Source organism: Paenibacillus sp. NRS-1760, assembly GCF_050467785.1.
Classification (GTDB): Bacteria; Bacillota; Bacilli; order Paenibacillales; family Paenibacillaceae; genus Pristimantibacillus.
In genome coordinates this window covers 1-22,899 of sequence record NZ_JBITPK010000015.1, presented here as the reverse complement: position 1 = coordinate 22,899, position 22,899 = coordinate 1, and the positions used below count along the sequence as shown (strand labels likewise).

Below are 22,899 nucleotides of genomic sequence, written 5' to 3'. Positions count from 1 at the left end.
TGTAATATATTGCTTTCGTTGTTATATACTTATTCCGCTCTGATGATTATGGATTCGTAGTTGAACCGCCTGCTGCGTTTCCGCCACCATTGCCAGTCTCCTCACTGGTGTCTGGAGGCGGTGTCGTAGCAGGGGGAGGAGACTCCTCTGTCGGAGTGCCTCCGACCTCCTCGGAGTTGTCTCCGCCTGATCCTGATCCTGGTACGGAGTTGTCCGTTATTTCTATCGTTACCGTTAAAGTTTGCCCATCAGCCAGTACGGTCTGAATATACGCAGGCACATCGACCTGAAGCGTTACGACATGCGTGCCTACACCTAGACCTTCTACATTGGCAATAATGCTAATATCCGATGCCTTAAGCGTAGACAACACCGGATCTGCTCCGCTGACGGTTAAATCAAACTTACCGTTTGCCGGCGTCCGTATAACCGCTGACAGCCCGTTTGCGATACCTTCTATGGCTACATCTAGTCCTGTAAGTGTTCTATTCTTTACGGGAGCTACAACGACATTGAGCTCCACCTCTGCTGGATCAATTGCCTTTATTCCATCAATCAATTCCGTCTTCACGCGAATGGTTCCTGTTTGCTTCACCTTCGAGAGATCAAGCACGACTCCATCGTAAACCTGCAGCTCGTCTAACTGCTTCTGCTCGCCGTATACGGTCACCTTATCAATTGCCGGCTTCACCGATACTAAGCTCAGTCCTTCAGGCAGAGTGCCCGTATAGCGCACCTGTAGAGGCAGTACCTTCAGCGGAGGCGTTACCTTGACCTCGACATGCAGCGTTTCTGGTGAAACAATCGCATTTGTCATTTCGATACCGTCTACATCGTATACGATTACTTTTGCTTTTTTGTTAACAACCGTTTTATCTGCACCCTCAATATTGATCTCCGTCGTAACAGCACCGATTCTGCTCATATCATCCTTAGGCAGTGTAACCTGTACACCTGTTGTCGGTGCTACAATCGTCGATGCTCCAACAATATAACCGTCTGCCGGCTTGCCTTCCACAATGACTTGCGGCTCAAAAGGCTTCGTTACAATTTCTTCGATCTGAACCGTAACGGTGCGCGGCGACATCTCCACAAGCGTAATCCCTTTAGGCAGTTTTACCGTCAAAGGCAACTCCTGTATGCCGGGTTTTACGCCTTTCAAGTCCACTTGAACCTTATAATCATCTTTCGAAGAAGCATTGAACAAAACAGTTAACCTGCCCTGCACATCAAGCCGCACGACGGTAGGTTCCATCGCCGTAAGCACGTACTTATCTGTATCTAGGCCATCTGCCGTAATAACCGATGCTTCTATCGTTTTGGTATCAATATTTGATGTCGCCGTCTGCGGTGAGGTGTCCGGATCAATATGTACAATAGCCCAGAGCAACAATCCGACTATGACGGATATTACTTTGAGAGAGGTGGGGTGACTTAGCCATTTATCCATCACTGCCTCCTTTCCGCTTCCAAAGAGACGATATGGTTACACGTTCCTTCGTACGACCTGTCGTCTTCGGAGTCAGCTCGTCAAAGAGCTTCGAAATCAGCGATTCCTCGTTAATATCTCGTACGATCATGCCTCCTAGAGACAATGACACTTGCCCCGTTTCTTCCGAGACGGTTACGGACACTGCATCCGTTACTTCACTTACTCCAATAGCGGCACGATGGCGAGTTCCAAGCTCCTTGCTTATAAAAGGATTTTCCGATAGAGGCAAGTAGCAGCCCGCCGCCATAATCTGATTAGCGCGAATAATGACAGCTCCATCATGCAGCGGTGTATTCGGTGTAAAGATGTTAATCAGCAGCTCCGATGTAATTTTTGATTCCATACGGATGCCCGATTCAATCAATTCACTGAGGCCTGTGCTCCGCTCAAATACGATTAACGCCCCGATTTTTCGTTCTGCCATAAAACGGACAGCTTTAATTACGCCGTCAATTTGTTCATTGACGACATCCCGATCAAGCGAAAATGACCGCGCAAACAGCTTTCCACGACCAAGCTGCTCAAGCACGCGTCTCAGCTCAGGCTGAAAAATAATCAGCACGCTCACAATTCCGAAGGTGAACATCTGGTTCATTAACCATTTCAACGTATACAAATTGAACCATGTACTCAGCCCCCATACAGCGACGAGCACGACGATCCCTTTTAAAAGTTGAACTGCCCTTGTTCCGCGCACAAGCAAAATCATTTTATAAATAATATAACTAACTATACCAACGTCTATAATATCCTTTAAATAGTCATGCCATGTTAAATCTGAGAAATAACTCATATGCCAACCCCCAACAGCCGATCCCCTTATTATTGTCTAATTATCGGTTTTCAACTTTATTATTTTCTATATATGGGATTGGAAATCCTTTTTTTCAAAAAAAAATTAAAAAACGCCCCCCTGCAACAGGGAGGCAGCTTGCTTTAGCGAGCGTTACCGCCAAAAGTTTGCGTTACTTTGTACCAGAACCAATCGAGCGCTTGATCAATCGTTCTGCTCTGACCCGCGATATGGCCGGTTGAAGCCAGGTTCAAGGTTCCGTCAATGACGGTTACGTTGCCGTCCACCTCGCCCTTAACATCGGCTATTCCATTTTCTACGGTCAAATTACCCGTTAAATGAGCACCCTCTGGCACAATAACTGTATTTCCTTCTATAATGACCTGCTGAAGATCCTCGCCTGCAACAATCAGCTTGGTATCCTCTTCCCACATCGTGAAGAAGCTGCCCAACATAACGAGTACAAACACAGCAGCTGCTGTTACTCCGGGGTACCGATAAATAAAACGTACGATGCGGTTTCTCTGCTTGCTCTGTTTCTTCGGCAGTTGCTGCATAATTCGTTCATTTAAAAGCTCGGATGCCTTCTTGTCATAATCCGCGGCAGGCTTAATCGCTTCTAAAGTCTGGAACACCGCGGCGTCCGTCTTCTGGAGCTGTTCAAACCGGCTGCGACAAGCGGGACAGGAAAGCAAATGAGATTTTAACGTAACGATATCTTCACGCGGCAGCTCGCCGTCCAAATAATCATGCATCCATACGATAGCGACGTTGCAATTCATAGCAGCCAGTCCTTTCTTTCAGTTGCTCGCGCATTAAGTTCTTATCTCGCTATTAGGATACGTTACTAGCAAGAAGGATGTTTCACTTTTTTTCGTAATCGCGTAAGTAATCCTTTGCAGGTAAGGAATTAGCTTGAATTTCTCCCAAAAAGAAGCCTATGTCTGCGCTAGACATGGCTTTCCTTTGGAGGATTGTATCATTATTTGTAATTATAACTTATGCTCAAGCTTCTTCCGAAGAAATTCCCTGCCGCGGTGAACCCGCGTTTTAATCGTCGTGACAGGCATGTCCAGCACATCGCCAATTTCCTGCAACGACAGGTCCTGCATATATCTAAGCGTCATCACGCTCTTATATTTCGGTGGCAGTGAAGCAATAGCCGCATGTATAATGCGCTGTGTGTCCGAGAGAAGCAGCTCTGATTCTGGCGTCCGATTATCACTCGGTATCATGGAGTAGCCATCCAGCCCCTCGTGATCCGATGACTCCGCATCCAGCGAATAGGTCGGCTTGCGTTTGCGCAGTCGATCAATACATAAGTTTGTAGCAATTCTATATATCCAAGTTGAAAATTTTAACGTTTCATCATATCTATCCAGGTTTTTGTAAACGCGAAGGAACGTATCCTGTACAACATCCTCCGCTTCCTGGCGGCTGTTTAACATTCGATAAGCCATATGAAAGAGCTTGTCTTGATAGAGGTCTACAAGCTCAGCAAAAGCCTGCTGATCGCCTTTAAGCGATAACTTCGCCAGGCGTGCTTCCAATACAATCACCTAAACTCCTCCAAACCTTCCATTCGATCGACTGATCGCCTTGCTCTATTTTATATATATAATGTCTCATCCATACACCCTAGAAAAATCGTAATGCACATGGGCTGAAAAAGCAAGACAATTGAGAAAGATACTTCCAATATGAGCATCGACCCTAATTAGTCGTAATGTTCATAGTCATGAGCAGCAATGTACGTACCTCAGGTTCAGGTTTCTTTGCTGTTTGCTCCAAAAAATACTAACCGTTCAAATAATTATATAGGTTTGACGTTCAGTCAGCAATCGACCTGAGGCTAGTTGTTTTTTCGACTTTCGGCTAGGAACGCTAAAATAAAGCAAAAAAGGTCTAGGAAACGTAATGTTCCCAGACCTTCAATGTTCATGCGCTTTATCTATTTTAAAGTGTATTGGTCTTCAATTGCTCGAGCACCTTCGTAATCGTCGTCGTAGGAATCGCAAAACCAATGCCTTGCGCCTCAGCGTTCACAGCCGTATTTATACCGATAACCTCTCCCTTCTCGTTCAGAAGCGGTCCTCCAGAGTTCCCTGGATTAATAGAGGCATCCGTTTGCAGCAAATGCTCATAATTATGGTTCCCTTGCTCATCTGCAATCGTAATTGGACGCTCTTTCGCGCTTAACACGCCCATAGTCAACGTTTGATCGAAGCCATATGGATTGCCGATCGCCATCACCCAGTCACCGATTCGCGTCTGGTCAGAGCTTCCCAGCTTAAGAGACGGGAATGCTTTGCCGTTTGGCTCTTCCACCTTAAGCACAGCCAAGTCTAGATCATAGCTCGAACCAAGCACCTTTGCTGTTAGAGGCTCGTCATAACCTTGAACCGTTACTTTAACCTCCTTTGCACCCGCAATTACATGCTCGTTAGTCAGAATATAACCGTCCGATTCGAAGAAAAAGCCTGTACCAGAGCCTACCACTTCAAGATTTGAACTGCTTGGCTGTTGTTCTTGCGATTCTTGCTGCTGTCCGCTGCTACCCGACCCGCCATTTCCAAAAAACTGTTGAAAGCGCGGATCGTCGAACATGGAGTTCGAACGTGCTGGCTCCCCATAATTTTCGATCTTCACAACCGCGGGGCTCGCAGCTTTATAGACGGAAGCGATATCTTCACTTGAGCTTAGCGATGCTGTAGACAAGCCAGCATCCTGCTGTCCTGAATTGCTAACTACGCTGGAACCCGAGTTTTGAACGGTTTGTTCCCCCCCGCTGAACAAATTGTTTTTATCTGCCATGTAGGAGAAACCGCCAATGACGAGAGCGCCAATCAAGAACGATGCAAGCAGTGTTTTTGCTGAGCTGCCGCCCGCACGCTTTGAACGTTTTTTACCGCCAGGCGCTGACCCGCTTCCGCTCCCATCTTGTCCCAGCCCAAGCTCCCTCTCATATGAAGCTCTAAGCTCATTTGTTGATTTGTTGGATTCATAAATATAAGTAGTGACAGGAGTCCGGATCGTTTCATTCGATGTATGGTTCGACGTGTAAGTATCACCGCTCTTTTCTGAGCGTTTGTTTTCCTCGTTCATCTCTATCATCCTCTCAATAGTAGGTGTCTGTTTCCTATGTACCTATCATGCAGGATGTACCTTAAACAAAACTTAAGTGGACTATAAAAGAACATAAGAAAAATAGAGTTCTGTTTGCAGTTTGTTTTTCTAGCTTCTCACAACAATGCCTCCCAGCTGCTTTCAACGAAAAAAAGCCAACCACAGTAAATACCATGGTTGGCTTTGTAGCTATTCTATATTCGCCTAAGCGATTAGTTTGAGCAGTTAGCCCGTATTCCGAAGGCCTGCGGCAATGCCATTGATCGTCAGAAGCACTTCGCGAAGCAGTTCTGGATCATCTTCTTCGTTATCACGCAGTGCACGAAGCTCGGTTAGCAGCTGCACTTGCATGTAGCTAAGCGGATCGACGTACGGATTACGCAGACGAATCGACTCTTGAATAACAGGAACATTATCCAAAATTTCCGTTTGGCCTGTGATGCTAAGAATAAGCTCAGATGTAAGCTTGTATTCTTCTTCAATTTGCTCAAAAATACGATCGCGGATCGTTTTGTCCTTAATCATATCTGCATATTCCTTCGCAATAAGCAAATCTGCTTTAGCAAGAGCCATTTGAAGATTGTCAATTAGCGAGCGGAAGAACGGGAACTTCTCGTACATCGTACGAAGCGTGTTCAGCTTTTCCTCGTCGTCGCCAGTATACTGCTTCATTGCAGTACCAGCGGCGTACCATGCCGGCAGCAAGTAGCGGCTTTGCGTCCATGCGAACACCCAAGGGATGGCGCGCAAGTCCTCGAAACGATCACTGTTTTTCCGTTTGGATGGACGTGAACCGATGTTCAGCTCGCCAACCTCAGGAAGCGGTGTCGACTCCTTGAAGTACGTCAAGAAATCTGGATCGCGGAAAATAAGATCCTGATACTTCTCCAGTGCCGTCTCGGAAATCGAACGTGCAATTTCTTCCCACTCTGCTTCTGCTTGCGGTGCTTGTTCTGGGTATTTCGCCAGACGAGCAGCAGTAATCAGCGCCCAAGTTGCTTGCTCCAAGCTGCGGTATGCAATACCTTGCATCGAATAACGCGAGGATAGAACCTCACCTTGCTCGGTAATTTTGATGCCACCGCCAACCGTATGCGGCGGTTGTGCAAGAATACTGCGGTTAAGCGGCATGCCGCCGCGGCCAAGCGCTCCGCCACGGCCGTGGAAGAACTTCAGCTTAACGTCGTACTCTTTGCCGGCTGCTGTAATTTCATTAAGTGCTACGCGCAGCTCCCAGTTCGCTGTAACAACTCCGCCGTCTTTGTTGCTATCGGAATAACCAAGCATAATTTCATGCAGGTTGCCGCGAGCTTCCACCGCTTGACGGTAGATCGGCATTTCGAATAGCTGCTTCATAATAGCTGGTGCTGCATGCAGGTCGTCAATCGTTTCAAATAGCGGTACCGATTGCAGTGTACAACGAATCGTGCCGTCCGCTTCCTTGCGGAACAGGCCAACTTCCTTCGCAAACACCATAACCTCAAGCATGTCGCTTGCCGCTTCCGTCATACTAATCAGATAACTTGAAATACAATTGATGCCAAACTCTTGCTGCGCCCGATAAATCGTATGGTATACATTCAAGCATTCACGCGTGGACTCCGTGTAATCTAGATGCCCCGAAGTAAGCGGGCGCGGATCATTCAGGAGACGGTGAAGCAGGTCTGTTTTTTCTTCTTCTGGAAGTGCCGCATAATCTGCTGCTACATTCATTTTCGCTAAAATTTCAGACATCGCATTTTCATGCTCTTGGCTATGCTGACGAACATCAAGCGCCATAAGGTGGAAACCAAACAGCTCCACTTGACGTACTAACTTAGCAAGTGCTGTATCTGCTACATAATCAGCGTAGTGATGACGCAAGCTGCGATCGATAACGAGCAAGTCCTCGCGAAGCTCTTCCGGGTGGTTGTAACGCATTTGCGAACCCTTAAGTGACTCATCGCGTGTATTAGCCAGCTTCTCTAGCATAAAGCCAAGCTTAATACGGTAAGGCTCCTTCGTATTTCTCCAAAGATCGACGCACTTAAGCTCAACATGCTCGCGATCCGATCGAATCGAATCGATAAGCTCAGCCGATACCTCGACAAGGTTTGTGCTGAAGCTGAGAAGGTCCATAAGCTCGCCTAGTTTTTCTTCGTACTTGCGAATAGCCAGCTGACGGTGCAGCGTTAGCGTTTCCCAAGTTACCTGAGCTTTCACAGATGGGTTACCATCGCGATCGCCGCCGATCCAAGAACCGAAGCGCAAGTAATCCGGCACATGCCATTTCTCATCTGGATAGTACTTGCTTAGGCAGCGTTCAAGCTCTTCATAAACATTTGGAAGCACCTCGAACAATGTCTCATCAAAATAGTACAAGCCGTTACGAACTTCATCGATAACGGTTGGTTTGCGGTCACGAAGCTCGTCTGTTTGCCACAAAATAAGAACCTCATTCATGAGCTTCTCACGCAGCTTCTCGCGCTCGCGATAGGTTAGTGTTGGGTTATCAAGCTCCATCACATCTACAGCAATCCGTTTATGAATATCAAGCACCGCGCGGCGAGTTGCCTCGGTCGGGTGTGCAGTCATTACTAGTTCCAGCGAAATATTGCTCAAAATATCTCTAACTTCCTCGATTGCAATCTCGCGTTCCTTCAGATCTTGAACCGCGCTCTCAATGGAGCCGCGTTGGACCGCTTCGCCAGCAGAAACCTCGTAATCACGTTTCCGTCTAATCCGATGATTTTGCTCTGCAATGTTGACAAGCTGAAAATAAATGGCAAACGCTCTAATCACTTGATGACGTATTTCCGGGTTAAGCGATGATACATTTTCTTTAAATTGATCAAATAATTCCGGTACAAATTCAGCGCGAAGAGATTTACTTTGTTCACGAATCCGTTCTACGATTTCAAGCAGCTCGCGGCCGCCTTGATGAACAAGAACTTCACCGAGAATGTTGCCTAGAAACCGGACATCGCGTCGCAGCAAATTGTTAGCCTGCTGCCGATTTGTGGTCAAAGTAGATGCAGATTGATCCGACATACTGTTCCTCCTAAATTTTTGCGAAGCAACGATCGCTCCGTAAGCATTTACTTGTTTTCCGAAGCAGCAATCGCTTCGAAAGCTTGCTTGTACAACATGAACGTTTTTTTGACTTCTACCATCATACTACAAAAACCTACAGGGTTGAAGCCCTGAAGCCAATCCTAACAAAAACAGATTCACGCAAGCGGAGTATAAAACCCGCTCCTTTTTACTGCTTATGTTTCCGGTAAATATTAACTGCGCAATACAACCCGCTTCGATTAAGTTAACAATGCTTATTAACTTAGCGAAAATGCTGGTTTCATCCCATAAATTAGACCTCTTATGAAAAAGACCGCAGCACCTCTAACTGAAGGGCGCTGCGGTCTTGTTCAAGTCGAATTATGCCATTAATTGAATTAATTTCGCTAACATTTTTGCTGCTTCCTCACGGGTAGCCAAATCCTTCGGTGCAAAATAGCTGCCTGCCTTATTTGCATAGATCTTGCCGTTAATGATTCCCGCCTGCTGCACTGCAGCTGCTGCTTCCTTCGCAAACGCACCAATAGATGATGCATCTTCAAACGCTATAGCATTTGTTTGCACAGGCAAATCAAAATTCATGACATCAACGAACCTTGCAATCATAGCAACCATTTGCTCACGGCTAATATTGGCTTTAGGATTGAAGCTGCCATCTCCAGCGCCTCCGACAATTCCTTTTTCAGCCGCCCATGCTACCGCCCCTGCAAAGTAATCGGATGACTTCACGTCCGTAAAGCTTGATGACGTGTAATCGTCCAGTTGAGTGCCGGCAATTCTTGCAAGGATGAGTGTGAAATCAGCCCTTGACATGTTAGCCTTTGGAGCAAACTTTTGATTGCCCAAGCCGCCGATTATATCTCTGGAAGATAAGTAAAGGATAGAATCCTTCGCAAAGCTTGATGCAGTGTCCAAAAATGCCACATAATTGTAGCCAACTCCGTAAGTAGAGAAATGGCTTACCGTAAACTGCAATTGACCTGTCGACTTATCGTACACGCTGTTAGGTACAATACTAAGTTTGCCATCATTTGCAATATAGTAGATGACTACTGCTTGGCTGTCTTCGTTTGCTTGAAGCGAATAAGGAATGCTAACCCGTGCTGTACCACCCTTCAGATCGGTAATCGCTGTTTTTCCGCCAATCACATCAAATTCATACACAGGATGGCTGCCGATCGTTTCCTTAATCTCACTAGACAGCTTAGATACATCCGCTTTGTTGACCGCTATGGAAAGCTCGCCATTTCCTGTCGCTGCTGCTAGTGTTCCAATAGCCTTAGCATCAAAGGATACGATTCCGAGCCCTGCATTAACATCCAGCGACTTCAATCCCTTAGCTGCAAGCTTAGCGATAGCTTTTTCCTCAAACTTGATAGCCGTTGACTTGGTGTCTGTGTTAGCCGCCATTTTAAACTCAATGGATGCCGGCTTGCCGTTTGATGCTTTATCTAATGCAGCTATTGCTGCATCCAATTGATTTACCGTTACCGTTGCCGTTGTCTTACCGCTGTTATCCGTTTCAGCTTTAAGCGTGCTTACTGCTTTTACGGTCTCGCCATTTACGATCGTCACTCCAGCATCTTCAGGTTTTGTAGAAGGTGCAGGCGTCGGCGATGGATTCGGTGTTGGCGATGGAGTTACGATATCACCTGAAGTAACCGTCACACTCGTCTCAGCGAGACCATATCCGTCAGCACTCGCTGCTGAAATGACCGCTGTTCCCGCTTTTAACGCTGTGACATATCCATTTGAATCTACGGTTGCCACAGCTGGATTAGAAGAAGTCCATATTGCAGCAGCTGAGCTTCCGCCTACAGGCTCGACGGTTGCAACCAGCTTAGATGCAGCATCTCCAACTTTTAAGGAAAGGGAAGCTTTATCCATCGTTACTTTCGTTACATTCAGCTGATATACGCCTACCTTGCCGCCTACCTCGTAAGCAACCAAGAGTAAAGGCATTCCAGTTGGGCTAATGTTAGCCGGAATAAACTCCAAGCCTTCCGGGCCAGTATCTGTATCTAAGTTGTCCTTGCCTTGACTGTCTTTGAACACGCGAGTATTTGTATAATTAGCGAATGTCGCATGTGCAGGATCTGTTACATCATAGGTCATGAAACCACCGATGCGCTCAAGACCAACGAATGCCAAAACCTTATTGCCAACCTTCCCCGTTTTAATATCTTCCGGTTCTGGTCCCTTCTTGCCGCTTCGATCGTCAATGGCTGTCTTACTATTGCTTGTGTTAAAGAATGCTGGCAAGCGACTGCCCGTTATCGTTTCAAAATCGTTGCCGCTGTCATAGACCTGCTCCATCGAGTTCGCATTCCAGATAGAGAAGGAACGTCCGCCGTACATGTAAATGCCGTCATTGCCCATATCGCTTGCGACTTCAATACCATCATAAGCAGTCTTGCCATTTAGGAAAATCGCTGCCGCTGAAGTCGGATCAAGCTTGCCTTTTAAAGCACCGATCGTGCTGCCGTTTGTACGGTTCGGCCATTCCGTTACATCGCCTTCATTAGCTGTAAAAAGGTACGTTTGACCGTTAATTGTATGAGATGCGATGCCGTCAGGCATGTACATCCCTTTAAACGGTACATTTTCCAGCTTAATCGCACCGTCTTTTAGAACGTCGAGAGAATTGCGCGGATCATTATAATTCTTTAATCCGAGTGCTTTTACAGCCGTCACTTTGTTCGTTTCGATATCAATAATCGCAATGGCATTATTCTCTTGCAATGACACATAGGCTGTCTTGTTATCATCCGAAAGAGTGATATACTCAGGCTCCAGATCATACACAGCGTCTGCTTTTGTTCCGCTCGATTTAATTTTTCCATCTGCCGGATCTACTTTGCCTCGAATATGAACACCATCCTCGATAACGGACGGATCATCGAAGAGTACATGTGTAACTTTGTTGTCTACTGTGTTGACGATTGTTACGCTTCCTTTAGGATCATCTGCACCATTGCGCGGCTCCGCCTCATCCGCAGTAAGGATATACTTTCCATCAGCTGTTGACTTAATCATATCCGGTTGTACACCAGCAGCGTAGGCTTTGATTAAATTACCATCATAATCAAGTACGATGATTTTACCTGGCTTGAGTGGATCTGCCTCTTGTACCGCTACAGAAACACGCTTAGTTGTCGTATTGATATCTACACTAGTTAAATCACCATATACAAAGCCTTCAACCTCGGCCATCGGCTTAACAAGAATCGTTTTTTCTTTACTTAGCGTTCCGTTCCCGCTTCCCATGCTGACAATATCTAAGCTTGGCGGATTACCGGAGCCGTTAACCAAATAAAATTTGCCATTGTCTTTGTTGAACTTCACGATCTCGGCAACGCCGCCATCTTTATTGAATTGACCTACTGAATATTGTCCGATTTTTGAAATATTGAACGTATCTTTAAACTCAGCGGACGCTGGCTTTATGATCATATCTGCAGCTGCGCTCGCTACAGCCAATCTAACTTCGCTGCCAAAAACTCCAATGGTTCCCGTAGCTTGTGCATTGTCCCCGACTTCAACCTTCGGAAACGCTCCATTCACATAAAGCAGCATATTGTTATCAAGCTTAATCGTATTAGACGTTTTGTCCACGGCAGTTACATTGCCTGTAGTTGTCACTCTTCTGCCGTACATATCAGCTGTTACTGAACTAAGCTTATCTACGTTAAGCATAGACTTATCGAACGTATCTTCCGCCACTAAGCTAAAAATTTTATTGTTCAGCCTTGTTACCTGTAAGTTGCCTTTTACCCGTACTTCGCCGTCATGAAGACCAGCCGTCCCAGAAACACGTACCTCTGCACCTACAGGGATGGACGGGTCCATGCCTTCAACAGCAATTGCGCCCGTAAACGATTGTACATAACGCACTGCGTTTGCTTGGCTGTTATCCGATTTAACGGACGGAGTTGTAACCAAACCTTCGACCGTTACCGCTTTGTCTGCTGTATTCTTCTGGAGTGAGCCGATAAGCTTCACAAAATCAGGAATGACATCAACCGTTCCTTCTGTTTTTCCACCTCGCGTTGGAGACGGATCCACTACTGCAAAATCAGCAGCATTGTTGTTGGAATCTTGGAAGTTAATGCGGCGCACGCCTTTAACAGCCGCAGGCAGTGAAGCTCCATTCCCTACGGATGTTCCTTCATGCAGTGAAGTCTGAACCGCACCGAAGCCTACAGCATCAACAACTGCCGAAGTGGCGTACACTCCTTGGAACAATTCCACCGTGCCATCCACATCAGACATGCCGATGGATTGCTCTTTCGTGCTTGCATATGCATCAGCCAGGTAAGGATCTCCGTAATTTTTGTCGCTCGTATTGCCCCATGTTGCTTCAAGGCGAACGAGGTAATAATCATGAGGAGCAATGACTGCGCCTTCTTCAAAATCATAGCCTTGTACCGTTGTAGCACCTTTATTGCTGTATCTTAAATGATATCCTGCAAGTGATATTGGCGAAGCAGTCGGATTGTAGAGCTCTACAAAATCGTACAGGTACGGAGATGATGCTGGCGGAGTATCTTTATTAATTTTCCCGCCGCCGCCATATACTTCGTTAATTAGAACATGAGTTGCTGGCGCTATACTGGATTGAATGGTAAACGCAAACGACTTAACTATGCTAACAGGCGTTCCTGCCGTGCTGTCAGTCGCTGTAATTGTTACATTAGTATTTGATACCGCCTTGGTCGGTGTCCCCGTTAAAGCACCATTTGGCGCAAGGCTAAGTCCTTCTGGCAAGCCAGTTGCAGTAAAGGTATATGGCGTGTTTCCACCAGTAGCCTGAATAACTGCGGAATATGGAGATCCAACAAAGCCATCAGCAAGAGACACTGTAGTAATGGCTAGCGGCTGGACAATACCCGGCCCCCATGCGCCGTCAGCACCGCTGCGAGGTATTGCTGCTAGTAATGCATCGCCGGTAGCTAACTCATAATCGACTTGTTTGAAATCCGCTTTATTATTGTCTGTATCTAAGAAGTTGCTGCGGCGAATGGACTTTTTCTTCGATGTGCCTTCTGCTGAGCCCGTAGGGAATGCAGTCTCATATCCGTCGATATTACTATCCTTATCATTGCTTCCTGTACCGACCATATCTACATAGCCGTCTGGCTTAGTGTCAAAAGGATTAGGATCAGTCAGTAAAGTTTGATTGCTCATGAGAGCAACCTTCATCCCTTTGTTGTTAATGAAACGCTCCCAAGTAAGGTCGCCTTTTGAAGAGAGATCTACCTTAGGTTTTGCAGCACCTGTAGAAGCTCCAGTTATTAGAAAAGAAGAATGTGCTTTAATCGTTCCGGACAAATTAAGCTTTTCCCAAGCCTGAGTAGCACCTGTCGTTGCACTGGAGCCCCGATCCGCATATTGCAGCGACCAACCAGCAAGATTGACATCACTATCCGTCGGATTATAAAGTTCAATAAATCCATGAGATAACAGCGTGGTCGTATCTGTGCTCAAGCCGCCGCCATATATTTGATTAATAACAATGTGCGGGGTGGCTACATTATAGGCACTGTCTACTGCGTAAGGCGTCCCCGATAGCGGTGATCCGGCAGCCATGACTGGCCCGCCTGCCAGCACCATGCTGGCCGTAATTTCCGTAGCTAATAATAATGATATTAACCTTTTACTATAGATCTTCAAGTTTCACTCACTCCCATATCTATTATGTTAACTAGAATTGTAGAGAGTTTTTATTTCATAATGATTAATGTTCCATGAAGCTTTTGTAAAGTGCTTGGTTTTTGGTGGGGGGGTTGGTAAAGCGTATGGTTATTGGTGGAGTGTTTGGTTCTTGGTAAAGCGCATGGTTCTAGATAAATCGTTTGATACTTGGCAAAGCTCATGCTTCTAGATAAGGCAATTGATAAAACGCTTCGTAACTACTTGATTAAGCACTTGGTAAACCAGTTGATTAAGTGCTTAGTAAGCATTTGATAAAATACTTGATAAACCATTCCAAACCTCGTCTAAGCACATGTTTTACTTTTTTAGTGTATGGGCAAACAAAACAGCCCGCTAAGAGCTTCCAGACGGGATGTTTTGTTTGATAAGTTTATTTTTCTTTACACATATAATATTTTCGACACTCATCATTGGAATACTGTTACGTTTTTTATGGTTAACCTTTAACCCTAACGGACTTGAAATCCGCTATTTCGAGAATTCAAGCTCATTACGTGGATCTAACGGACATAGGATGCGTTAATAGCTCAAAAAGTAGCCAAATTAAGCATCCTGAAACTAAATAAGAGATCCTATGTCCGTTAGTTCTATAAAAAGACGGAATTTCGGCAAATAAGGTACCTGATGTCCGTTAATTCAACACAAGGTTGGAATCGTCGCTTATAAGGCAACTGGTTTCTGTTTGATACGCTTATTTATGTTTACACAAATAATATTTTCGAATCAATATTGGAGTCTGCTCATGCGCTGTTCATGTTCAGCCCTAACGGACATGAAATCCGCTATTTCGAGAATTTAAGCTCGTTACGTGGATCTAACGGACATAGGATGCGTTAATAGCTCAAAAAGTAGCCAAATTAAGCATCCTGAAACTAAATAAGAGATCCTATGTCCGTTAGTTCTTTAAAAGGATGGAATTTCGGCAAATAAGGTACCTGATGTCCGTTAATTCAACACAAGGTTGGAATCGTCGCTTATAAGGCAACTGGTTTCTATATTGATGCGTTTATTTATGATTACATAAATAATATTCTCGGCTCAACATTGGAGTCTGCTCTTGTGATGTTCATGTTCAGTCCTAACGGACATGAAATCCGCTATTTCGAGAATTTAAGCTCGTTACGTGGATCTAACGGACATAGGATGCGTTAATAGCTCGAAAAGTAGCCTAATCAAGCATTCTGAAGCTAAATAAGAGATCCTATGTCCGTTAGTTCTCTAAAAGGATGGAATTTCGGCAAATAAGGTATCTCATGTCCGTTAAAGCTCTTACTTGGAAGTTTTAATTGTAGAGAACCCTCACAATTAGCTAAGAATACGTGCGCCTGTACCAATTCATCAAACCCCCACTTTATACCTTCAACTTCCGCTTTAGGTACTTGCCGCTAATATATGATAGTTCACTTTCTTAAACGTTTTAAATAAATTACTTTGCTGCATAAATAACGCTTCTAAGCCGCGCCATTCGAAATTTTTAATCATAACTTGATATTTCAAGAATAGGTTTAAATGTTTTAGGTTCACTGTCTTTGAAACTTAGATTAATGCTTTGCGTAGAAATATTTGTAAATAAAGAAAGAATGAGGTCATTACGAATGAAAAAAACATTCCTATATGCACCAATCATTCTTGTGGCTCTGTTTTTTCTTAGCATGAATGAAGCAGGAGACGAGCTACATTGGAAAAACATTGTAGAGAAGATTTTAGTTTTGGGCTCTGCATTTGGGGTCTTATATTTAATTAATTGGCTGACCAAAAATAAGCTTTATGTTTATTAGAATTCAAACGTGGACACTATCGAATCGATACATTTAAGTGTAACTATATTTCTCCAATTCACCTAATGCCAATAAAGGAGAATGATTTAATGAGGCGCAGAACTCGTAATAATAAGGTTGATACTTTCTTTTACAGATTGGAAGTATTTTTTGAAGTATGGATATACCTCCCTCGGCTAATTTTCCGACTATACAAATGGATATTTGATTAGCTTACATACACTTGTTTAGTACAGGGAGTCTCTAAGACGCTTCCGACTAGAATGAAATAAATGTTATGTAAGACCTGGTAAGGCGGTACTAAGCGATATGTCTTTCATGGTGAGAAGGTGTGAATTACTATCCGCCCCTCCCCTCTATGGGCTAGAGAAGGTTTCTAAGCAAGCGAGAGCTCACTAATATCCGTTTGTATGATCTATGGCATAAAACGGCGAAGCTACTGCGAGAGAGCGGTTCAGAACTCAAACAAATAGAAGAATGGTTGCTTCATTCATGCGAAGATCAGAAGATCAGAACTACAGCAGATATTTATATGTATGATTCTGACATAACCAGCAGAGAGGCTTCTGATCGGTTAGTATATCTTAACCCTCAAACTACTAATTAAAATTTCGCACCATCTTCTGCTCACTATTAGGTGCAAGAGGCACTTTTATTGCAATATATAAAAACAAAAAAAGCCTTGCTGCGCAAGGCTTTCGGGTTTAAATAGTTGGAGCGGGTGATGGGAATCGAACCCACGCTATTAGCTTGGAAGGCTAAAGTTCTACCATTGAACTACACCCGCAAAAAAAAAGATTATGGTCGGGACGACACGATTTGAACATGCGACCCCCTGGTCCCAAACCAGGTGCTCTACCAAGCTGAGCTACGTCCCGAAGTGTAAATGAATTGCGTCTAATGTTGGGAAAATGGCGCGGCCTAAGAGATTCGAACTCCTGGCCTTTTGATTCGTAGTCAAACGCTCTATCCAGCTGAGCTAAGGCCGCACAATTTATGGAGCGGAAGACGGGAATCGAACCCGCGACCCTCGCCTTGGCAAGGCGATGCTCTACCGCTGAGCCACTTCCGCATGTATTTCTGTCGGCCGTTCGTTTCGTTTATCATCGCGGCGACAAGTAATAATATATCACCCCTGAAAACAAAAAGCAACTGTTTTTTGAAAAAAGTTTTAAATTATTTTAATACCCTTAAAATACATTATTCTAAAATGGCTGAAAAGCCTTATATGGCGCGGAAACATGTGCTTTTAGACTTCATAAATCCAATCATAAAAATCAGCTTAAATGACGTTGCATCTTACTCCGTTTACTCCTTCCGATTGTTCAGCTCTAATGGATAACATTTTATAAATAACGAATATAATTGGTTCACTTCCCTCCCACTCGCTTCTAAGCTCAATATACTACACATGGCTTATCTAAAAGAACAAAAAACCGCATTTCCAAAGGAAACGCGGTTTACGGCATTAATATTAGTTCCTATGCTCCAGCAGCAGCCAATGGTCTCTCTGACTGTGCACGGTTAATCAATGCCACTTTATCAGAAGCAGGCTGTCCGGCTAGTGCATATGGTAAGCAAAGCGGAACGCCTGTACGCGGATCAGGCACGATATCTGCCTCAATGTTAAACACTTCGCGCATAATATCCGGTGTCATAACTTCTGCTGGCGTACCTTCGCCTACAACGACACCCGTTTTAATTGCGATCATATGATGAGCGTAACGTGTCGCGTGGTTCAAATCATGAACGACCATGACTACTGTGCGATTATTAGCTGCGTTTAGCTTTTGAAGCAAGTGAAGAACCTCTAGCTGATGCGCCATATCTAGGAAGGTTGTAGGCTCGTCAAGGAATAAAATATCAGTTTCCTGCGCAAGAGACATTGCAATCCATGCACGTTGACGTTGTCCGCCCGATAGATGATCAACCGGACGATCGGCAAAATCAGTCATACCTGTCGCTTCGATTGCCCACTGCACGATACTGCGGTCATCCTTAGTCATCGATCCAAAGCCCTTCTGGTATGGAAAACGACCATAAGAGACAAGCTCCGCTACTGTGAGTCCGTCCGGAGCGGTTGGATTTTGCGGCAAAATTGCCAATTGCTTCGCCACTTCCTTCGTCGATTGCTTATGGATGGACTTACCGTCCAGAAGTACACTGCCCTTCGAAGGGGTCATAATACGGGCCATTGTTTTCAAAATCGTTGATTTACCAGAGCCGTTAGCTCCTACTAGCGCCGTGATTTTCCCTTGAGGTATAGCAATGTTTAAATTCTCAACGATTAGACGGTCATCGTAAGCAATATCAAGACTAGAGGTCGTTAAACGAATCATTGAACATGCACGCTCCTTCCGCTGCCTGAGGCAGACACCTTCTCATTTTATATTTATATTTCAATAAGTAACGAATATTGATAACGATTATCATTTATTTCCTAATGATAATGTTTCTCATAAAAAAAGTCAATGATAATATAAATAGCATTTATTCATATCGATAAAAATAGAACCCCATTTAAATAGAAAAGCCGCCCAACAGGTTGGGTCGGCTAGCTTTTATCATTTTACATACGTTACCACTTTAGCTTCGTGCCAAATACAAGACCATTGCTTATTAGTCTTCCAGGCGTGGTAATGAGTTTTCCTTGTGCGTACATGCCAGAGGATGCTCCTCCGTCCAAATTCATCGCCTGCTCAGCGCCAAGCTGAATCATGATTTGACTCCACTGTTTTATCGTTGCTTTAGAGACGGTAGCTACGACAACAGTCCCGTCCTTTTTGACAAGAATGCCGCTTCTGCCAGCTGCATCGGTCAAAATTTTGGAGCTGCTAAACCCTTCCCCAGCGGGATTAACTGCCGGTTTCCCATCCTTCACAAGCCTAGGTCCTGCACCAATGGCGGTATGAACGCGAGACCAAGCAATCGGACTTTTCGAGAGGTTGGTCATTTCGATCTTATATTCAACCTTCGTCCCCACCTTAAAGCGTGAGGCTAGCTTCTCCTCAGAACCTGTATAAACGAGAACATATCCATCTGCTGGAATGCTGACATTCTCTTTTTTGCTTATTTTGGTCACGACACCCTTACTGACCGTTACTGAGGTGCCTTGTGCAAATCCAAGCTTAGCACCACGCTTTGGCGTGAACATAATGGCTGACGATGCGCCTGCTGCAGGTGTTCGATTAATAAAATACGCATACCAGTTGTTAGGCGACTTAAAAGAACCGTCTGTTCCACCTAAAATTTTGACGCGCAGCGTATCCATAACTACATTCCCGTCCCATGTAAAACCAATCGCTGTCCCTGTATTGCCTATATGCTCCACATTGCCGTCTACAATTACCGTTCCATATGGCTCCGGAATGCCGCCATAAGCCTCAAAATAGGTTCCGTTAATCGCTGCGTCTGCACGGTAATCTTTAGCAATCGATTGAAGCGACTGAACGACGCCTATCTTACGGCTTGCCAGGCCTGCAGTAACCGGCATTCCCTTTGGAATGGTAACGGTTTGAACCGTAAACGATTGGCCTGCTGCTGCAACCTTCTTGGATTCATGCTTCACCTTTAGGTTCAAGGCAGGGGCTGTAACCTGAATAGGAAGCTTCAGCTGGCCTTTGTAGCCGCTAGCTGTAACATCGACATAAAGATTAGCTGATCCAGCTGTAACCGGGGTTACCACACTTTTCTCATTGATGCGAACGATCGCTGGATTGTCGGAGCGATAGCTGACAGCGACTGGATCGGACAGCTTCAGCTTGTCCGTGAGCAGGAGCCGTGTATCCAGCGGCAGCTTAACCGCCGCCGCTGCTGCATAGGTGATCGCAACGGTGCGAACTGGTCCCGCTGCGATTAATGTACTAGCGGACGCATATATGAAGCGTCCGCTGCCCTGCGGCGCCACACCGCTCGCGGGAACCGCGGTGTGACCGCCGTAGGTGTACAAGATCGACCCGGCAGAGCCGTCGATCGCGTACACAGCGCCGGAACGGCCGCCGGCCAGCACCGTGCCGGCGCCAAGATCCGGCGCAAGCGCCGCGGGGCCGAAGCCGCCCGCCCCGCTGGCGCTAATGCGCCATAGTTCCGCCCCGTCTGCGAGGCGGAACGCAGCTATGCCGTTGCCGCTGCGCTCGGCGGCAACGACAGTACCTTTGTCTCCGGGCACAAGCACCGGAGACGTCCAACCGCCTGCGGGCGCTGCCGCAAGCTCGCGAGTGAAGCGGACTTTACCGTCCTCTTCATACGCAGCAATAGCTTTGCCCGCAAGCAGCATCACGCCGCCGCTCACATCGCCAGCGATCAGCTTCGCCCCAGACAGCGTCTGCTCAAGCGACGCTTCCCATACAACTGCATTGCCGCGCACGGCGTACAACACGCCATTGCTGCCCAGTACATAGACGCCGCGCTTACCTGCGGCCAGTTCCTTAACCGAGACGCCCTCTGGCAGCAGAGCAGCCTGCTGCTCTCCCTCACTGCTCAACGATAAAACAGCATGCTGATAGGCGAAATAAGGAGTCCCTTCCCCATCCATCACCATGGCAGATGGCTCTAATTGTTCTTTTTTCCCTTTAAAATAATAAATACCTTTCTGACCGCCATTGCCACCTTCATCATATTGATAAAGCCTAGCACCAGTTCCTGCAGTAAATATTTGTCCTTTTCCATTTACGGCTGGGGCGGATAGTTTTGAATATGTGTTTATTCTTTTTAATTCTTTTCCACCATTATCTAATAGGGATAACCATCCATTATTCGTTACTACCAGCAGCTTTCCACTCGGCATAACAATTGGAGGATATAGAGTACCTTCTGCTTTGTATCGCCAGTACTCGATTTCTGCTTTACTGGCAGCAGAACCCTTCGCATTAGAAGCAACCGTTTTTGTCTCATTCGTCGATTCTGCCGCAGAAACAGAGGAATCCCCATAGGCTCCCTTACCATCTAATGATTCGCTTCCTGTGTAGCTCACATTCAACACTATAATAAGCAGAATAGCTACTACTCTAACAAGCCATTTTTTCGTCTTTTGCTGCATATGACTGATCTCCTTCTCTTTCTTATGTGTAGATTCCAGTTAGTCCCAATGAACTATATCGACAGCTTTATTCTAAAAATGAAGGGATTATATGGATAATAGAACCCTCAAATTCTATTCAGGAATAGGTTGGCATCCTGTAACTCCCTATGTTACGATCACAAAAACCATGTCTACAAATCTAGCAATGGGATTACTAATTCTTTATATAAATCACTAATTCCATTTACTATTCATCCTCACAACAATTAACCTTGTACATTTTTAACCCCCTACGATTGAGTAGGATCACTTTATTGCAGAGGTAGATCGTGTTTTGAACAAGCTATCCTAAGCAAACATAAAAGGAGGATTATAACCAATATGCAAACCACTAGATGCAAGCTGGACCCATTACAACAATCAGATTTAAAATACATGCAAAGGATATATTCGAGTCATGAGGTCAGAAAATACTTAGGCGGAGTTGTACCAGAGGAATATCATCTAAATAAGTTTCTAGATGCTTTAGAGCGCTCTTCAACGAAGGAGTCAAACATTTGGACGGTTAGACTAAAAGAAAACAATGATTTTATTGGGGTTGTTTCCTTAGATAATCACACAGACGGAAGGTTTAAGGAAATCAGCTATGAATTTCTTCCACAAAGCTGGGGTAGCGGCTACGCAGCCGAGGTAGTAGGTCAATTATTAATGTACGCACTTCATGAATTAAAGCTTGGTAAAGTAATAGCTGAGACACAAACAGCAAATACTGCTTCCTGCAGGCTCCTTGAGAAGGTAGGCATGCGATTAGAGCATAAGCTACAAAGATATGGTGCTGAACAAGCGCTATACAGCTTCAATGATCATTCGGGGCTTTTCGATTAATGGATGTGGATGATAAGCGTGGTTATAAAATCAAACATGATGGATGATTACTACATAATTATTACACATATATAAACAGCAAAAAACCCTTGTTCGCCAAGGGTTTCTTCATGGTATGGTGCGCGTAGAGGGACTTGAACCCCCACGGTCGCCCGCTAGATCCTAAGTCTAGTGCGTCTGCCAATTCCGCCATACGCGCATATGTGATTCTTTGAAGCTTAACCATGTTTTGCAGGGCTTCCACCTACATTACTCTGTTGACATACAGAGTGCTTCCCTATGAAGGGTGTTAAAGATGGTGCGCGTAGAGGGACTTGAACCCCCACGGTCGCCCGCTAGATCCTAAGTCTAGTGCGTCTGCCAATTCCGCCATACGCGCGCATCCGAGATTAAAAAATGGTGAGTCATGTAGGATTCGAACCTACGACACCCTGATTAAAAGTCAGGTGCTCTACCAACTGAGCTAATGACTCATAGTATAAGTGGCTGGGGATTCAGGGATCGAACCTGAGAATGACGGAGTCAAAGTCCGTTGCCTTACCGCTTGGCTAATCCCCAATAGCGATATGGTGGACGCTGACGGGATCGAACCGCCGACCCTCTGCTTGTAAGGCAGATGCTCTCCCAGCTGAGCTAAGCGTCCAAGGATAAAGGCGCCATTTTTAAAAATAAATTGGTGACCCGTAGGGGACTCGAACCCCTGTTACCTCCGTGAAAGGGAGGTGTCTTAACCACTTGACCAACGGGCCATGCTAAAATTGATGCTTGTCCTTACAGTTGAAAGTTTTCTGGAGCTCTCAACCGGATTCGAACCGGTGACCTCATCCTTACCATGGATGCACTCTACCTACTGAGCTATGAGAGCATAATGGCTCCCCGAACAGGACTCGAACCTGTGACAACTCGATTAACAGTCGAGTGCTCTACCAACTGAGCTATCAGGGAACATTGTATTTTGAGTTGAATGTTATTAAAGCATCAACTTCAAAATAGGCACGGTTGAATATCAAGGTGTTTACGCCCTGAAAACTGGATA

The 22,899-nt window shown here is 45.3% G+C and carries 11 protein-coding genes and 12 tRNA genes; 2 read left to right on the top strand and 21 right to left on the bottom strand.

All coding sequences use genetic code 11. The features are described 5' to 3' along the window. Positions 1-46: 46 nt before the first annotated feature. The 7 genes from ACIFSR_RS24020 to ACIFSR_RS23990 all read right to left on the bottom strand — a co-directional run bounded on the left by ACIFSR_RS24020 (position 47) and on the right by ACIFSR_RS23990 (position 14,138). Complete coding sequence (locus ACIFSR_RS24020) at positions 47-1,450, bottom strand: CdaR family protein (RefSeq protein ID WP_339205258.1); 1,404 nt, start codon at positions 1,448-1,450, stop codon at positions 47-49. Then, the gene (gene cdaA, locus ACIFSR_RS24015) at positions 1,443-2,285 is read right to left on the bottom strand and encodes a diadenylate cyclase CdaA (RefSeq protein ID WP_076271682.1); all 843 of its coding nucleotides are present in this window, start codon (positions 2,283-2,285) and stop codon (positions 1,443-1,445) included. Before cdaA ends, ACIFSR_RS24020 begins: the two co-directional genes overlap by 8 nt. 143 nt (positions 2,286-2,428) lie before the next feature. Continuing rightward, positions 2,429-3,067: a zf-HC2 domain-containing protein gene (locus tag ACIFSR_RS24010; RefSeq protein ID WP_076271683.1), complete on the bottom strand. Its 639-nt coding sequence runs from the start codon at positions 3,065-3,067 to the stop codon at positions 2,429-2,431. A gap of 210 nt (positions 3,068-3,277) precedes the next feature. Next, on the bottom strand, positions 3,278-3,844 hold the full coding sequence (gene sigW, locus ACIFSR_RS24005) for an RNA polymerase sigma factor SigW (protein WP_054025284.1): 567 nt from the start codon (positions 3,842-3,844) through the stop codon (positions 3,278-3,280). Positions 3,845-4,241: 397 nt separating this feature from the next. Then, complete coding sequence (locus tag ACIFSR_RS24000; RefSeq protein ID WP_430060499.1) at positions 4,242-5,390, bottom strand: S1C family serine protease; 1,149 nt, start codon at positions 5,388-5,390, stop codon at positions 4,242-4,244. A 246-nt stretch (positions 5,391-5,636) separates the two neighbouring features. Beyond that, positions 5,637-8,441, bottom strand: a complete 2,805-nt coding sequence (gene ppc, locus ACIFSR_RS23995) for a phosphoenolpyruvate carboxylase (protein WP_430060496.1) — start codon at positions 8,439-8,441, stop codon at positions 5,637-5,639. Positions 8,442-8,825: 384 nt separating this feature from the next. Continuing rightward, positions 8,826-14,138 carry a choice-of-anchor I family protein gene (locus ACIFSR_RS23990; protein WP_430060493.1) on the bottom strand — a complete coding sequence of 1,771 codons (5,313 nt, stop codon included), beginning with the start codon at positions 14,136-14,138 and terminating at the stop codon, positions 8,826-8,828. A gap of 1,637 nt (positions 14,139-15,775) precedes the next feature. Between ACIFSR_RS23990 and ACIFSR_RS23985 the strand changes: the two genes are divergently transcribed. Next, a complete protein-coding gene (locus ACIFSR_RS23985; RefSeq protein ID WP_430060490.1) occupies positions 15,776-15,958 on the top strand; it encodes a hypothetical protein in 183 nt (60 codons plus the stop codon). A 713-nt stretch (positions 15,959-16,671) separates the two neighbouring features. Here ACIFSR_RS23985 and ACIFSR_RS23980 read toward each other — a convergent pair. The 6 genes from ACIFSR_RS23980 to ACIFSR_RS23955 all read right to left on the bottom strand — a co-directional run bounded on the left by ACIFSR_RS23980 (position 16,672) and on the right by ACIFSR_RS23955 (position 20,996). Next, positions 16,672-16,745: transfer RNA gene (locus tag ACIFSR_RS23980), tRNA-Gly, on the bottom strand. Positions 16,746-16,759: 14 nt separating this feature from the next. Next, positions 16,760-16,836: transfer RNA gene (locus tag ACIFSR_RS23975), tRNA-Pro, on the bottom strand. 34 nt (positions 16,837-16,870) lie between these two features. Further along, positions 16,871-16,947: transfer RNA gene (locus ACIFSR_RS23970), tRNA-Arg, on the bottom strand. Positions 16,948-16,955: 8 nt separating this feature from the next. Next, positions 16,956-17,030 (bottom strand) — tRNA-Gly (locus ACIFSR_RS23965). Between the two features lie 409 nt (positions 17,031-17,439). Next, positions 17,440-18,297: an ABC transporter ATP-binding protein gene (locus tag ACIFSR_RS23960; RefSeq protein WP_430060487.1), complete on the bottom strand. Its 858-nt coding sequence runs from the start codon at positions 18,295-18,297 to the stop codon at positions 17,440-17,442. A gap of 239 nt (positions 18,298-18,536) precedes the next feature. Then, positions 18,537-20,996 carry a phosphodiester glycosidase family protein gene (locus tag ACIFSR_RS23955; protein WP_430060484.1) on the bottom strand — a complete coding sequence of 820 codons (2,460 nt, stop codon included), beginning with the start codon at positions 20,994-20,996 and terminating at the stop codon, positions 18,537-18,539. A gap of 363 nt (positions 20,997-21,359) precedes the next feature. Between ACIFSR_RS23955 and ACIFSR_RS23950 the strand changes: the two genes are divergently transcribed. After that, positions 21,360-21,863, top strand: coding sequence for a GNAT family N-acetyltransferase (locus ACIFSR_RS23950; protein WP_430060481.1), 504 nt, complete (start codon positions 21,360-21,362; stop codon positions 21,861-21,863). 116 nt (positions 21,864-21,979) lie between these two features. Here ACIFSR_RS23950 and ACIFSR_RS23945 read toward each other — a convergent pair. The 8 genes from ACIFSR_RS23945 to ACIFSR_RS23910 form a co-directional block, all read right to left on the bottom strand. Beyond that, positions 21,980-22,062, bottom strand: a tRNA-Leu gene (locus tag ACIFSR_RS23945). 97 nt (positions 22,063-22,159) lie between these two features. After that, positions 22,160-22,242 (bottom strand) — tRNA-Leu (locus ACIFSR_RS23940). Positions 22,243-22,260: 18 nt separating this feature from the next. Next, a tRNA-Lys gene (locus tag ACIFSR_RS23935) sits at positions 22,261-22,336 on the bottom strand. Positions 22,337-22,346: 10 nt separating this feature from the next. Beyond that, positions 22,347-22,421: transfer RNA gene (locus ACIFSR_RS23930), tRNA-Gln, on the bottom strand. A gap of 9 nt (positions 22,422-22,430) precedes the next feature. Next, positions 22,431-22,506: transfer RNA gene (locus ACIFSR_RS23925), tRNA-Val, on the bottom strand. A 31-nt stretch (positions 22,507-22,537) separates the two neighbouring features. Beyond that, a tRNA-Glu gene (locus ACIFSR_RS23920) sits at positions 22,538-22,612 on the bottom strand. A gap of 40 nt (positions 22,613-22,652) precedes the next feature. Next, positions 22,653-22,728, bottom strand: a tRNA-Thr gene (locus ACIFSR_RS23915). 4 nt (positions 22,729-22,732) lie between these two features. Next, a tRNA-Asn gene (locus tag ACIFSR_RS23910) sits at positions 22,733-22,808 on the bottom strand. Between the last annotated feature and the right edge of the window lie 91 nt (positions 22,809-22,899).

Coding starts and splice junctions, on each gene's coding strand:
- ppc (WP_430060496.1), bottom strand. CDS start 8,441: ATGTCGGATCAATCTGCATCTACTTTGACCACAAATCGGCAGCAGGCT.
- ACIFSR_RS24000 (WP_430060499.1), bottom strand. CDS start 5,390: ATGAACGAGGAAAACAAACGCTCAGAAAAGAGCGGTGATACTTACACG.
- ACIFSR_RS24020 (WP_339205258.1), bottom strand. CDS start 1,450: ATGGATAAATGGCTAAGTCACCCCACCTCTCTCAAAGTAATATCCGTC.
- cdaA (WP_076271682.1), bottom strand. CDS start 2,285: ATGAGTTATTTCTCAGATTTAACATGGCATGACTATTTAAAGGATATT.
- ACIFSR_RS23960 (WP_430060487.1), bottom strand. CDS start 18,297: ATGATTCGTTTAACGACCTCTAGTCTTGATATTGCTTACGATGACCGT.
- ACIFSR_RS24010 (WP_076271683.1), bottom strand. CDS start 3,067: ATGAATTGCAACGTCGCTATCGTATGGATGCATGATTATTTGGACGGC.
- ACIFSR_RS23950 (WP_430060481.1), top strand. CDS start 21,360: ATGCAAACCACTAGATGCAAGCTGGACCCATTACAACAATCAGATTTA.
- ACIFSR_RS23955 (WP_430060484.1), bottom strand. CDS start 20,996: ATGCAGCAAAAGACGAAAAAATGGCTTGTTAGAGTAGTAGCTATTCTG.
- ACIFSR_RS23985 (WP_430060490.1), top strand. CDS start 15,776: ATGAAAAAAACATTCCTATATGCACCAATCATTCTTGTGGCTCTGTTT.